The organism is Kribbella hippodromi (genome assembly GCF_039531045.1).
In the GTDB taxonomy this organism is placed as follows: Bacteria; Actinomycetota; Actinomycetes; order Propionibacteriales; family Kribbellaceae; genus Kribbella; species Kribbella hippodromi.
Genome location: NZ_BAAAPH010000024.1, coordinates 118,440 through 130,883, shown reverse-complemented (window position 1 = coordinate 130,883; position 12,444 = coordinate 118,440). Strand labels below are relative to the sequence as shown.

Below are 12,444 nucleotides of genomic sequence, written 5' to 3'. Positions count from 1 at the left end.
ACCCCAGCCCAAGCACTAGCCGAACTACTCGTTGCTTAGACCACTGGACCCCGCCCCTCAACAGCAGTGGATATCCACCGGTGTGGGCGGGCGTACGCAGATCCGCGTGGGTCGTACGAAGGGCCAGGTGGGCGCGCGCGGACCGCGCCGTGCGGCGAGCATGCGCCGTACGCATTTTGCGAACCGGTTGAGAAGAAACTGTCGGCTGGACCGCCTACGGTGGACGGTGAATCGATTTCCAGCTGAAAGGACCGGTGTGGCCGCGCTGTTGCAGGAGCCGGAGGTGCTGGTGGACCAGGAGCACCCTGGGCGCCGGCAAGCACCGAAACCGGGAGCGCGCGGAACAGCGCCTGGAACAGCGCCTGGAACAGCGCCTGGAACAGCGCGCGGAACAGCGCCTGGAACAGCGCGCGGAACAGCGCCCGGAACAGGGCTCGAGGCAGCGGCCGGAGGGACGGTCGCCGCGGCGGCTGAGGAGCCCGGGTCCGTGGTTCTCTGCGGCTGGTGATTCACCCGCGATGCGCCGTGAGCGAACACCTCCGGCCCAGCCTTAGGTCTGTCGCCGCCGACCAGTAATGTCGGGTTCGTGAACGAGACATTTGCAGCCAGCCCCAAAGCCGCGGGCGGCAACGGATCCGGCGGACTCGACGACCACATCTACCAGCGCCTGCTGCAGAACCGGATCATCTTCCTGGGGTCCGAGGTTCGCGACGACAACGCGAACGCGATCTGCGCGCAGATGCTGCTCCTCAACGCCGAGGACCCCAACCAGGACATCTGGCTGTACATCAACTCGCCGGGTGGCTCGGTGGACTCCGGCATGGCGATCTACGACACGATGCAGTGGATCTCCAACGACGTCGCCACCGTCGGGATGGGCCTGGCCGCCTCGATGGGCCAGTTCCTGCTCTGCGCCGGCGCGAAGAACAAGCGCTACGCGCTGCCGCACGCGCGGATCATGATGCACCAGCCGTCCGGCGGTATGGGTGGTACGGCGTCGGACATCAAGATTCAGGCCGAGCAGTCGCTGCACATCAAGGCGCAGCTGTTCAAGCTGATCGCCGAGCACACCGGCCAGCCGCTGGAGCAGGTCGAGAACGACGCCGACCGGGACCGCTGGTTCACCGCCGACGCGGCCAAGGACTACGGCTTCATCGACCACGTCGTGGCCAGCGCCGCCCAGCTGACCTCCGGCAGCCCGAACTCCTGATCTCCCACTCCGTCAGTTAAGGACGCACCATGAACTACTTCATCCCGCAGTGGGAGGAGCGCACGTCGTACGGCATGCGCCGGATCGACCCCTACACCAAGCTGTTCGAGGACCGGATCATCTTCCTCGGCACGCCGATCACCGACGAGATCGCGAACGCGGTGATGGCGCAGCTGCTCTGCCTGCAGTCGATGGACTCCGACCGCGACATCAGCATCTACATCAACTCTCCGGGCGGCTCGTTCACGGCGCTGACCGCGATCTACGACACCGTCCGCTACATCAAGCCGGACGTCCAGACGGTCTGCCTCGGCCAGGCCGCCTCGGCCGCCGCGGTGCTGCTCGCGGCCGGTACGCCGGGCAAGCGGCTGGCGCTGCCGAACAGCCGGATCATCATCCACCAGCCGGCCACCGAGGGCACCTACGGCCAGTCGAGTGACATCGAGATCCAGGCGAACGAGATCCTCCGGCTGCGCGCGCTGCTGGAGAAGATGCTCGCCGACGCCAGCGGCAAGTCGCACGAGGAGGTGTCCCGCGACATCGAGCGGGACAAGTTCCTGACCGCGGAGCAGGCGATCGAGTACGGCCTGATCGACGATGTCCTGCAGACTCTGAAGACCCCGGTTCCGGCCGGCGTCTGAACGAGTTCGAAAACCAGCCCGGCCGGTTCGGCGGGCTGTCAAGGGCCTGACGCGTTCGCCACCGGCGTAGTCACAAGCTGGTGGCGAGCGCGGTTTTTGGGCCCCGGACGGGGTACCGTCGAAATCGGTCCGACTGCGCATAGAAGGGATCTGTCCCGGTGGCACGCATTGGTGACGGCGGCGACCTGCTCAAGTGCTCGTTCTGCGGCAAGAGTCAGAAGCAGGTCAAGAAGCTCATCGCCGGTCCCGGCGTTTACATCTGCGACGAATGCATCGATCTCTGCAACGAGATCATCGAGGAGGAGCTGAACGAGGGCTCCGAGGTCGGACTCACCGAGCTGCCGAAGCCGCGGGAGATCTACGACTTCCTCAATGCGTACGTCGTCGGTCAGGACGTGGCCAAGAAGGCGCTCGCGGTGGCGGTGTACAACCACTACAAGCGGGTCCGCGACGGTCAGGGTTCGTCCAGCGCGGGACGGCACGCGAAGGACGAGGCGGTGGAGCTGGCCAAGTCGAACATCCTGCTGATCGGCCCGACCGGCTGCGGCAAGACGTACCTGGCCCAGACGCTCGCCCGGATGCTGAACGTTCCGTTCGCGATCGCGGACGCGACCGCGCTGACCGAGGCCGGATATGTCGGCGAGGATGTGGAGAACATCCTGCTGAAGCTGATCCAGGCCGCGGACTACGACGTGAAGAAGGCCGAGACCGGGATCATCTACATCGACGAGGTCGACAAGATCGCCCGCAAGAGCGAGAACCCGTCGATCACCCGCGATGTCTCCGGTGAAGGTGTCCAGCAGGCGCTGCTGAAGATCCTGGAAGGCACCACCGCGAGTGTGCCGCCGCAGGGTGGCCGCAAGCATCCGCACCAGGAGTTCATCCAGATCGACACCACGAACGTGTTGTTCATCGTCGGCGGCGCGTTCGCCGGGCTGGACCACATGGTCGAGCAGCGGGTCGGCAAGAAGACGCTCGGCTTCAACACCTCGCGGGAGCCGGAGAAGCCGAAGGAGCTCGGCGGGTACGCCGACGTGATGCCGGAGGACCTGCTCAAGTTCGGTCTGATCCCGGAGTTCATCGGCCGGTTGCCGGTGATCACGACGGTGTCGCCGCTGGACCGCGACGCGCTGATCAAGATCCTGTCGGAGCCGAAGAACGCGCTGGTCAAGCAGTACCGGCGGCTGTTCGAGATCGACAGCGTCGAGCTGGAGTTCACCGACGACGCGGTCGAGGCGATCGCGGACCAGGCGCTGCTCCGCGGCACCGGCGCCCGCGGCCTGCGGGCGATCATGGAGGAAGTGCTCCTGAACGTCATGTACGAGGTGCCGAGCCGTGACGATGTCGCCAAGGTGGTCGTCACCGGCGATGTGGTGCTGGAGAACGTGAACCCGACGCTGATTCCGCGCGAGCAGATCGAGCGCAAGCGGGACCGCCGGGAGAAGAGCGCCTGACCGAAGTCTCGTGATGGAGGCCGGGGTCCGCTGAACGGCGGAGTCCCGGCCTCCTTCTCGTGGTGGACGCGCCCGGAGTGGTCAGCCGCCTACGGTCGGTGCCATGACGCCCAGAACAATTCTTCGAAGACTGTCGGCTGCCGCTGTGGCGCTGGTGCTGCTGACCCCGATGACCGCTGCCGTCGCGGAAGCCAAGAGCCCAGTGCAGATTCCGGGGCAGGCCAGGCAGCTGAAAGTGCCGGCGATCGCGTGGGGCAGTTGCGGCGCCGATCCGAAGCTGAAGCCGTTCCAGTGCGCGTCGGTCGAGGTCCCGACCGACTACGACAACCCGCGCGGCGCTACCACCACGATCGCGCTCACCCGGCTGCCGGCCGGCGACCCCGCCCACAAGATCGGCACCCTGTTCACCAACCCCGGCGGCCCGGGCGGTTCCGGTGTCGACTTCGTCCACAACGCCGCCCAGGTGGCGTACACGCCGGAGCTGCGGGCGAAGTTCGACATCCTCGGCTTCGATCCGCGTGGGGTCGGGCACTCGGACCCGGTGACCTGTTACCCGACGGCCGCCGAGGAGGCGAAGGCGACCGCGGGCTGGCCGCCGTTCCCGGTGGGGGCGAAGGAAGAGCGCCAGTTCATCGTCGACGGCGCGAAGCTGGCGGCACACTGCCAGACGACGTCGCCGGATCGGCTCGCGCACTTCTCGACCGCGAACGTGGCGCGGGACATGGACCTGCTCCGCCAGGCGGTCGGCGATACGAAGCTGACGTACGTGGGCTACTCGTACGGCACGTACCTCGGCGCGACGTACGCGAAGCTCTTCCCGAAGAACGTCCGCGCCCTCGTACTCGACGGCACTTTGAGCCCGGAGTCGTATTCCGGATCGAACGGTGACAAGAACCCGGTCGGCGTACGCCTGAAGCAGGGCGAAGGCGCTTCGGACACGTACGAGCAGTTCCTTGCCGAGTGCAAGAAAGCAGGCGCGAACTGTGCGCTGAACAAGCTCGGTGACCCGAAGACCGTTGTCGAGAGCACGTTCACCCGGCTGAAGACGCACCCGCTGGACGTTGCGTTGCCGGACGGTTCGACGCTGAAGGTGACGTACGCGCTGGCTGTGGCGCTGACGTTCTCCAACCTGTACGACCCGGCCGGCTTCCCGGCGCTCGCCGACATGTGGGCGCAGTTCGCCCAGCTGTCGAACCCGAACCAGGCGAAGGCCAAGTCCGCCGCCAAGGCACCGCAGGCGCTGATCGAGTGGAACCGCCGCAAGGAGGAGTACTCCACCTCATTCGGTACCGTGCTCCAGCCGTGCGTCGAGGCGAAGCAGTCCGGTCGCCCACTCGCGTACCCGGCGTACGCAGCGGCCGCCGATCGGCGCGCCCCGCACTTCGGCAGCTACCGTGCTTGGGTCGGTCTGCAGTGCGAGTTCTTCGGTATCAAGGACGCCGACGCCTTCCTCGGACCGTGGCAGAACCAGGTGAAGCAGCCGGTCCTGGTGTTCGGTACCCGGCATGACCCGGCGACGCCGTACGAGGCGACCCGTCCGTACGCCGACCTGTGGCCGGACGCGCGGATGGTCACGGTCGAGGGCTTCGGGCACACGACGCTGCTGAAGAGCGCCTGCGCCGACCGGATCACCACCGAGTACCTGACCGACCTGAAGGCGCCGGCCGACGGCTCGACGTGCAACCAGGACCGGAAGGCGTTCGATCCATCGCCTACAGGGAAGAAAGCACTGACTCTGCTACCGCAATAGTCTCGTCGACCTGGTCCGCGGTGTGCTCGGTGGACAGGAACCACAACCCACGCGGGACGATGCTGATCCCAGCAGCGAACAGCCCGGCGTGGAACCGAGCCATCGCGGCCCGGTCGCAGCGGGCGAACGAGCGGTAGTCGGTGACCGCCGGCTGGTCGGTGATGTAGGTCTGGAACACCGGACCGGGACCGTCGACCAGCAGCGGTACGCCGTGCCGCTCGGCCGCTGCACGCAGTCCAGCCATCAGCCGTTGACCCGTAGCGATCAGCGGCGGGTAGATGTCGTCGCGGTGCTCATCCAGTTGGCGCAGCACCGCGTCGGCAGCTGCCATCGCGACCGGGTGGGAGTTGAAGGTCCCGGCGTGCGCAACCTTGCCGTCGGCAATGGTCCCCATCACCTCCGCCGAGCCGACCAGTGCGGACACCTGCATGCCGCCGGCCATCGCCTTGCCAAATGCCGCCAAGTCGGGTACGACGCCGAACAGCTCGCCCGCGCCGCCCGGAGCGACCCGGAAGCCGGAGATGATCTCGTCGAAGATCAGCAACGCACCGTACTGGCTGGTCAGCTCTCGTAGTCCTTCGAGGTAGCCGGGCTGTGGTGTGATGCAGCCGGTGTTGCAGAGCAGCGGTTCGAGGATGACGGCAGCGACCTCGTCACCGCACTGCGCCAACACATCAGCAACAGCCGTAAGGTCGTTGTACGGAAGGACAATCAAGTCATCCGCGTCATGGCGTGGCTGACCTGCCGTACCGCCGACCGCTGTGGGGTGCCGGGCATCTCCGGCGAGTGCGAGGTCCGGGTGCACGCTGTACAGCACCGGGTCGAGCCAACCGTGGTAGTTCCCCTCGAACTTCACGATCTTCGGCCGTCCGGTGTGCCCACGGGCCAGGCGGAGTGCGCCGTGTACAAGTCGGAGGCCAAGCGGTCTTAGGAAGACAACTCACAAGACCAACTCCTTGGCTCACAGAACGACATGGCTACGATCCGACCTCGTGTTGCGCGGCGTACGCGACCCCGCGCCGTACTTGGGCAGACACCGCGTCCGCGACCAACGGTGCTGCGTGGCCTAGCAGGTTCGGACCCTGGCCGAGGACGTAGTCGAGGTAGCGGTTGCCGTCCACGTCCCACAGCTCCGCGCCGAGGGCGTGGTCCACGAAGAGCGGCCGGTCCGCGCGCCGTGCATCACTGGAGACGCCACCGGCGATCACCTGCCGTGCGCGCGCGTACAGGCGGTCGGCTTGGTCGTGTGTCTGCACAGACTCCTCCAAGAACAAGTTGGGAGTTAATCGAGCTTCTCGGTGAGCAGCCGGAACTGCTGGCGTGGTCGGCCTCCACCAGTGGACCGAGCCGGTGGCAACGGCCAGGCCAGCCCGGCCTCTACCAGCTCCTTCAGCATCCGGCGGCCGGTCCGCTGGGTGACCTGCATGATCGCGGCGACGCTCTCCACGTCTACGACCACCTGTCGTCCCGGGGTGGCGCTCATGGCCGATGCGATCGACGTAACGATCTCCAGCGCCCGCTGGTCGATCTGCGGCGTACTGTCCACGGGTGCGGCGTTCGCTGTCGCCGGACCGGGCTCCAGGTCCAGCCGATCACTACCGCCGTCCAGATAGACCGCGACCTTCCCGCCAGCGGCTACAGACTCTTCAACCGCCATCAGCGCGTTGGCCTCAGCTGCACGAGCTGTCTGACCGGTGCCGGCGCCTACAGCAACCGGTACGCCAAGCTGCGCTGTCAGCGCACTCAGGAAAGGCGCAACGGTGAACTGCTCAGTCAGGCGTACTAGAGCGCCGTGGGTAGTCGTGACCAGGAACAGCGTGTCGGACCGGCGCGTGACTGATGCTCCGACCTGACGTGCTTCCGACAGCAGCTTCTGGTGCGTCGACAGCGCCAGCTCCTGCTGCCAGTAGTCACCAGACTCAGCACGGGAGCCACCAGTCGGAATGACTTGGACAGCGATCATCGCCAGCTGGTGCGCGCCCATCCTGGTGCCTTGGCCGAGCAAGACCGCAGTCTCCAGCGCATCTCGTACGCTCGACCGGGTCGGTGCAATGCGCAGCACGGGCACGCCTTCCGTACGCAGCTCGCGCTCAACGGACAAGATCGTGGTGAGAGCGACTGTTGCCCGCTTCTGCCGGTGGAACGGAGCGAACTTGGCTACCGACTCAGGACCTTCGTACGGCAGGTCGTAGACGTGTGCGGTGTCCAGACCGATCTCCGCGTACGCCTCTGCGACATCGGCCTGCGAAAGGGAGTCGATGCTGACTCGGCGCAGGTCGACGTTCTCGATGGTCAGTGAGGCGCGTAGCAGGGCTGCGTACAGCGCGGCGCCGGTGAGGGGGAGATGCGTGGACGGAACAGTCAGCCAGTGGCCTGTCGTCGCCAGGTCGAATGCCCACGGACCTGGGAACACCGCGGAGTCGATCCGGTCGCGCAGCCGCAGGTAGCGCTCTTCGGCCTCGGACTGGTCGTCGTAGCCGCCGGAGAGGAACCGTACGCCGTGCGCGGACCGCTCCGCGACCTCTTGACCGACTTCCGCCATCGTCTTCACCAACCGGCGCGGACCGAACAGCCCGACCGTCACCGACGGCACCCGCTCGGCCGGTACTGGTTCAGTCGCCTGCGTCTCGTCACTCATCGCCAACCCCTCGATCTCCCGTCTCTCCCGGTAGTGGCCGCCACCGGAACAGCTTGCGGGCATTCCCGCTGAGAACATCTTGACGTTGACTCTCCGTCAGCGGCGCGTGCACCACCCGGCCCAGCGACATCCGCTGGTCGATGAACGGGAAGTCCGAACCGAACAGCACCCGGCCACTGCCGACCTGCTCCACCATCGAGCAGATCAGCGGGCCGGTCATCTGCGAGCCACACACCTCAAGCCACAGCGAGCCGTACCGGGTGGCTGCCGCTATCGACTCGTCCACTCCGGCCGGTGTGATGCCCGCGTGCCCGAGAATGACCGGTGCGCCCGGGAACCGCTCCGCGACCGCCTCGAAGAGCGCCGGCGCGTCGTACGGGGACTGGTGCTCGGAGTGGCTGAGTACGGGGCAGCCTGTTGATTCGGCGAACTCCCATACCGCGGAATAGCGCGCACCGGTCACCGGGTACTTGTGCAGGCTGGGATGCACCTTGATACCGACGAAACGGGTGTCGCCGGCGAGTCGCTCCAGCTCTCGCTCCGGTGACTGCCACGGGTTGATGACGGCGTACGCCGCGATCCGGTCCGGGTACGCGTCCACCGCGGCGAGCGTTTGCGAGTTGCCAAGGTGTGCGTCCTGCTGGATGGCGCGGTTGGCAGCGACCACAGTGACCTCAGTACCGGTCCGGTCCATCACCGAGACCATGGTCGCGGCGTCCGGGTCAGGGATGTGGAAGAGCGAGTACGGGCCGAGGTGGGCGTGTACGTCGATCACGTGATGTGCTGGTTGGCGGGCGATCACACGGCACCTCCTGTACTGAAGAGTCGGGCCGCGTTGAGTGAACCGACCAGGCGGACTGTCGGGTCGTCCACGCCGGACCAGGCCAGCCGGGCGATGCTCTCACCGGGGTCGCGGACGCCGAGGCCGGTCGCGAACAGCAACCGGTCGGCCAGACCGTTGGCGGCCAGCCACTCAACGCCTTGGTGCGAGGCGAAGTCGACCAGGTCCACGTGCAGATTGGTGTGCGCGCTGAGTGCGGCCCAGAGTTCACGCAGTTTGCGGTAGCCGAGGTTGGATACGACGATCGGCAGCTCCGGGTAGGCAGCTGCGATGGTGGTCAGGTCGGACCAGCTGATCTCCGCGGAGTCGATGCACAGCGGCAGGTGGTGTTGTTCCAGTGCGGCGTAGAGGTCCGCGAGGAGGCCGGGGGAGTAGCCCTGTGACAGCGGGTGGATGCGGAAGGCCGCTACGCCGTTGTCGATGGCGCTGTCGACCAGTGCGGTGAGTGAGCGGAGTTCGCCGGGTGTTGCCGGGACAGCCGTCCAGCAGGCGCGTACGCCGCGGTGGGCGAGCGTCTGCGCGACAGCTGAGGCTTCCGCGTTGCCCGTGAGCGGGTCGTGCAGCCAGGAGGCCATGGCGCTCACCAATGCACCGGACATCGCGTAGCGCTCCAGATGCGTGGCGAGCGCGTCTACGTCGGTAGCCGGCAACAGCCCGGCCGGATGCGCACCGGTCACAACCCGAGCGTCGAACCAGCCACTCGTGACCTCACTCATGCTCAACCACCCAGGACCCGGCGTACGGCAGCGTCAGCTGCCCCCAGTCACCAGCAGCGACGTCATCCACGACGATGCCGTTCAGGCGAGTGGACTGGCCCAGACGGACCCACACCGCGCACCGCGCGGAGCAGGTGATCTCCAGGCGCTGTGTGCCGTCGGCAACCCGGGCGACGACGTCGACCGGCTCTGACGTCCGGAGCAGTCCAGGCAGTTCGAGCGTGCGCCAACCGGTTGCCCACGACAACTGACCGTCCCGCTCCCGCACCCAGTAGGACGCACCGATCCGGTCAACCGTCGCGCCCTGAGTGACCACCAGGGCGCTGTCCGTCCGAGTAACTTCAACATCCGGCGCAGTCCCCGCGTGCGGCACCAGCACAGTAGTGAAGTCACCACTAGACCGCTTGAACGACAACGTGTGCAGCGGTCCGTACTCCGCATCCCGCCGCTCCAGCACCGGCCGCCGCGCGACCCCCTCACTGGTCTCAACCGCAGTCGCCGCGCCACCAGCCTCAATCAGCAACAGCCCAGGTCCATCACCGGCGTTGTACGCCAACGGACCAACCTGCTGCCACGGATGCAACGCATGCCACCGCGCCGTGAACGTATGCTCCCCAGCGCCCCGATCCTCCACCACAACGTACGCCGGCTCCACACGCACCATCGCAACTGTGCGAGCCTGCGGTACGCCGTACCCGCGGTGCCGCGCCGAGAACACAGCAACCTCCGGAGTGTCGACCAACGCGTCGACCTCCACCCCACGATCCGTGGACAACTCCAGCTCGTCCACAGTCACGGTGTTGTGCCCCCGCCCGGACTGGAACCAGGTGAGGTATCCCGGATCGTCGTAGCTCGGCGGACCACCCGCCTCCCACAGCAACGGCTGCTGCCACCCATCGAGTACGAGGTCCAGCACCGCCCGGTGCGAGTGCGACTCCAGCTCATGCTCGATGTGCGGACCGTGGTTGATCACCGCGCGCAGCTCATTACTCCGCAGGATCGTGTACCCCGACTCCGGCAGCACAGTCGCCTGCGGGAGCGCCTCCACCAGTGGCGCAGTGCGCAGCGTACGTACCCACCTGTCCTGCCGCTCAGCGTCCTCCCAGGCAGGGAACGTCGCTGCCTCCGTAGCTAGTTCAACCGGAGTCAACCACTGTGCAGCGACCTGTGCCAGTGCAGGCGAGTCCAGCAAGTAGCTGCCGCGCAGGAGTGCCGTAGCCGGCCAAACGATCCCACTGTCCTGCAGATGCGGCAGCCAACCACCAGACGACGCCAGCTCAACCAACCACGTGTGCATGGTGGTGAACCGAGGATGCGCCGCGACAGCCGGGTCAATCCGGGCAGCGGTCTGCAAAGCGCTCAACACCATCCCGTGGTACCCAGGGGAGCGTTCGTAGTGCCCACCGTCCGGATAGATGTCCAGCACCAGGTGCTCTTCGATCCGCTCCCTGGCACGCTCCGCCCACGCAGCCGACTCCACCAGCGACGGCAGCACTGCGCTGAGGTGCAGCAGCTCGGTAGCGCACACCAGTTGCCAGTTCCCGTGCCGGAAGACGTCATGCTCGTCGTACGCCCAGCGCGCGCCACCGACGAGTGTGGCGAGCAGACGTCCCCACACCTTGTCGGACAGCGCAGACGGGGTCAGTACCTCCAGCATCGGCAACAGGTGCCGGCAGCGCGCCCAGGTGCCGAGTGAGTACCAGATGACGTCCAGCCCCGGCCACTCACCGGTCACTGAGTCACGCTGGTCCACCCAGTCGTCCAAGTGCTGTTCAAACGCCTGCAAGTACCGGTTGTCACCGGTCAGCAGCCACGCCTCCGCACCAGCTGACAGCCAGCGCAGGTAGTGGAAGCCGTACAGCTGCGACCGCCCACATCCCCGTCCAGTCACGTCCACCCCGTCCAGCAGCGGAGCAGCCGTAGCGAGTACGGCATCCGCGGCCGGAGTTGATCGGATCGCGTCGGACCACTCCGGCAACGGCCAGGCCGGCCGCTGTAGCTGCGCGTCGACGAAAGCGCGCAGACCGCTCAGCTCCGAGGCGGGTGAACCGAACGCCTTGATCAGGTCGTCCGTACCGATCCGGTTGATCCGTGCGTCGATGTGCCGTGGCTTCTCCGGTCCCGTACTCATGCCGCCCCGGGATCAGCGAGCATCGTGACGTCGACCGGCTGACGGGTCTCGATCGACTGGTGTGCGGCCTCCAGGACGGCCGTCACATTGCGGCTGCTCTCGATCGTGATCAGCGGCTGGCGACCGGTACGGCAGCAGTCGACCCAATGCGCGATCGCATCCGCGTACGCCCCGGCCGGTACGCCGTGCATGACCCGCTGGAGCATGTTCCGCGGGTAGCTGTACCCGTCCGGCTTGGCCAGCACGACGCTCTCCTTCTGCCGGTCGAGCTGCACCACGCCGTCGTCGGCGATGACCGAGACGTACGAGTCCACTACCGTCGGGAACGTGTTCGGATAGATCCACGCCGACTCGAACGTCGCGACCGCACCGCGCGAGTACTCCGCCTGGATCTGAATCCCGTCCGGTGTATCGATCCCGAGCGACCGCAGCTTGCCCCAGCGCGCGGTCGCGTACACCCGGCGGACCTGGTCGCGCAGCAGCCACGAGACCAGGTCGATGTCATGACTGGACAAGAACCACGCACAGGTCGTCCGGTCCGCCCAGGACAGCATCTCGGTCGGTACGAAGATCGTGTCGTCCTTGCGGGCGTACGCCACCGCGCCTTCGCCGAGATCAGCGAGCAGTTCGTACGCCTGCGCGTACGCCGGAACCCACCGGTGATTGAACAGGCACATCGCCACCACGCCGTGCTCGCGGATCGCCCGCACCGCTGCGTCGGCCTCCGCGACCGAGGTCGTCATCGGCTTCTCGACAAGAATGTGCTTCCCGGCTTGGGCCGCACGCACCATCATCTCGCCGTGCACGTCATCCGGCGTGGTGAGTACGACGGCGTCGACCGCACTGTCCGCAAGCAACGCCTCAAGATCCGCATGGACCGCGGGTCGCGCGGCGCCACGACCTGAGATCTCACCGGCGAGCTGTTCCGCCGAGGAGGCCGATCGGCTGGTCACGGCCGTGATCTCGGCGTCGGCGCGGCCGGACAACGACAACGCGTTGCCCCGCCCCATGATGCCGGCGCCGACGATCCCGATCCGCAGCTTGTCCGTCACGTGAATTGCCC

The 12,444-nt window shown here is 66.8% G+C and carries 9 protein-coding genes and 1 pseudogene; 4 read left to right on the top strand and 6 right to left on the bottom strand.

The window, feature by feature from the left end; translation table 11 throughout:
- Positions 1 to 586: 586 nt before the first annotated feature.
- From ABD260_RS30810 to ABD260_RS30795, 4 genes are all read left to right on the top strand, one after another.
- On the top strand, positions 587 to 1,210 hold the full coding sequence (locus ABD260_RS30810; RefSeq protein ID WP_184834850.1) for a ClpP family protease: 624 nt from the start codon (positions 587 to 589) through the stop codon (positions 1,208 to 1,210).
- A gap of 29 nt (positions 1,211 to 1,239) precedes the next feature.
- A complete protein-coding gene (locus ABD260_RS30805) occupies positions 1,240 to 1,851 on the top strand; it encodes an ATP-dependent Clp protease proteolytic subunit (protein ID WP_184834848.1) in 612 nt (203 codons plus the stop codon).
- A 158-nt stretch (positions 1,852 to 2,009) separates the two neighbouring features.
- On the top strand, positions 2,010 to 3,305 hold the full coding sequence (gene clpX, locus ABD260_RS30800) for an ATP-dependent Clp protease ATP-binding subunit ClpX (protein ID WP_344239183.1): 1,296 nt from the start codon (positions 2,010 to 2,012) through the stop codon (positions 3,303 to 3,305).
- Between the two features lie 103 nt (positions 3,306 to 3,408).
- Positions 3,409 to 5,055, top strand: a complete 1,647-nt coding sequence (locus tag ABD260_RS30795; RefSeq protein ID WP_344239181.1) for an alpha/beta hydrolase — start codon at positions 3,409 to 3,411, stop codon at positions 5,053 to 5,055.
- On the opposite strand, the pseudogene ABD260_RS30790 reads toward ABD260_RS30795, so the two are convergent.
- The 6 genes and pseudogenes from ABD260_RS30790 to ABD260_RS30760 form a co-directional block, all read right to left on the bottom strand.
- Positions 5,018 to 5,950, bottom strand: a pseudogene (locus ABD260_RS30790) (aspartate aminotransferase family protein); the annotation flags it as partial. The gene ABD260_RS30795 and the pseudogene ABD260_RS30790 overlap by 38 nt on opposite strands.
- A 387-nt stretch (positions 5,951 to 6,337) precedes the next feature.
- Positions 6,338 to 7,693, bottom strand: a complete 1,356-nt coding sequence (locus ABD260_RS30780) for a hypothetical protein (RefSeq protein WP_344239178.1) — start codon at positions 7,691 to 7,693, stop codon at positions 6,338 to 6,340.
- A complete protein-coding gene (locus ABD260_RS30775) occupies positions 7,686 to 8,495 on the bottom strand; it encodes an amidohydrolase family protein (protein ID WP_344239176.1) in 810 nt (269 codons plus the stop codon). Before ABD260_RS30775 ends, ABD260_RS30780 begins: the two co-directional genes overlap by 8 nt.
- The gene (locus ABD260_RS30770) at positions 8,492 to 9,250 is read right to left on the bottom strand and encodes an amidohydrolase family protein (RefSeq protein ID WP_344239174.1); all 759 of its coding nucleotides are present in this window, start codon (positions 9,248 to 9,250) and stop codon (positions 8,492 to 8,494) included. Before ABD260_RS30770 ends, ABD260_RS30775 begins: the two co-directional genes overlap by 4 nt.
- Positions 9,243 to 11,381, bottom strand: coding sequence for a heparinase II/III family protein (locus tag ABD260_RS30765; protein WP_344239172.1), 2,139 nt, complete (start codon positions 11,379 to 11,381; stop codon positions 9,243 to 9,245). Before ABD260_RS30765 ends, ABD260_RS30770 begins: the two co-directional genes overlap by 8 nt.
- Positions 11,378 to 12,433, bottom strand: coding sequence for a Gfo/Idh/MocA family protein (locus tag ABD260_RS30760; protein ID WP_344239170.1), 1,056 nt, complete (start codon positions 12,431 to 12,433; stop codon positions 11,378 to 11,380). The genes ABD260_RS30765 and ABD260_RS30760 overlap by 4 nt, the downstream gene beginning before the upstream one ends.
- Positions 12,434 to 12,444 lie beyond the last annotated feature (11 nt).

Coding starts and splice junctions, on each gene's coding strand:
- ABD260_RS30805 (WP_184834848.1), top strand. CDS start 1,240: ATGAACTACTTCATCCCGCAGTGGGAGGAGCGCACGTCGTACGGCATG.
- ABD260_RS30795 (WP_344239181.1), top strand. CDS start 3,409: ATGACGCCCAGAACAATTCTTCGAAGACTGTCGGCTGCCGCTGTGGCG.
- ABD260_RS30780 (WP_344239178.1), bottom strand. CDS start 7,693: ATGAGTGACGAGACGCAGGCGACTGAACCAGTACCGGCCGAGCGGGTG.
- ABD260_RS30770 (WP_344239174.1), bottom strand. CDS start 9,250: ATGAGTGAGGTCACGAGTGGCTGGTTCGACGCTCGGGTTGTGACCGGT.
- ABD260_RS30765 (WP_344239172.1), bottom strand. CDS start 11,381: ATGAGTACGGGACCGGAGAAGCCACGGCACATCGACGCACGGATCAAC.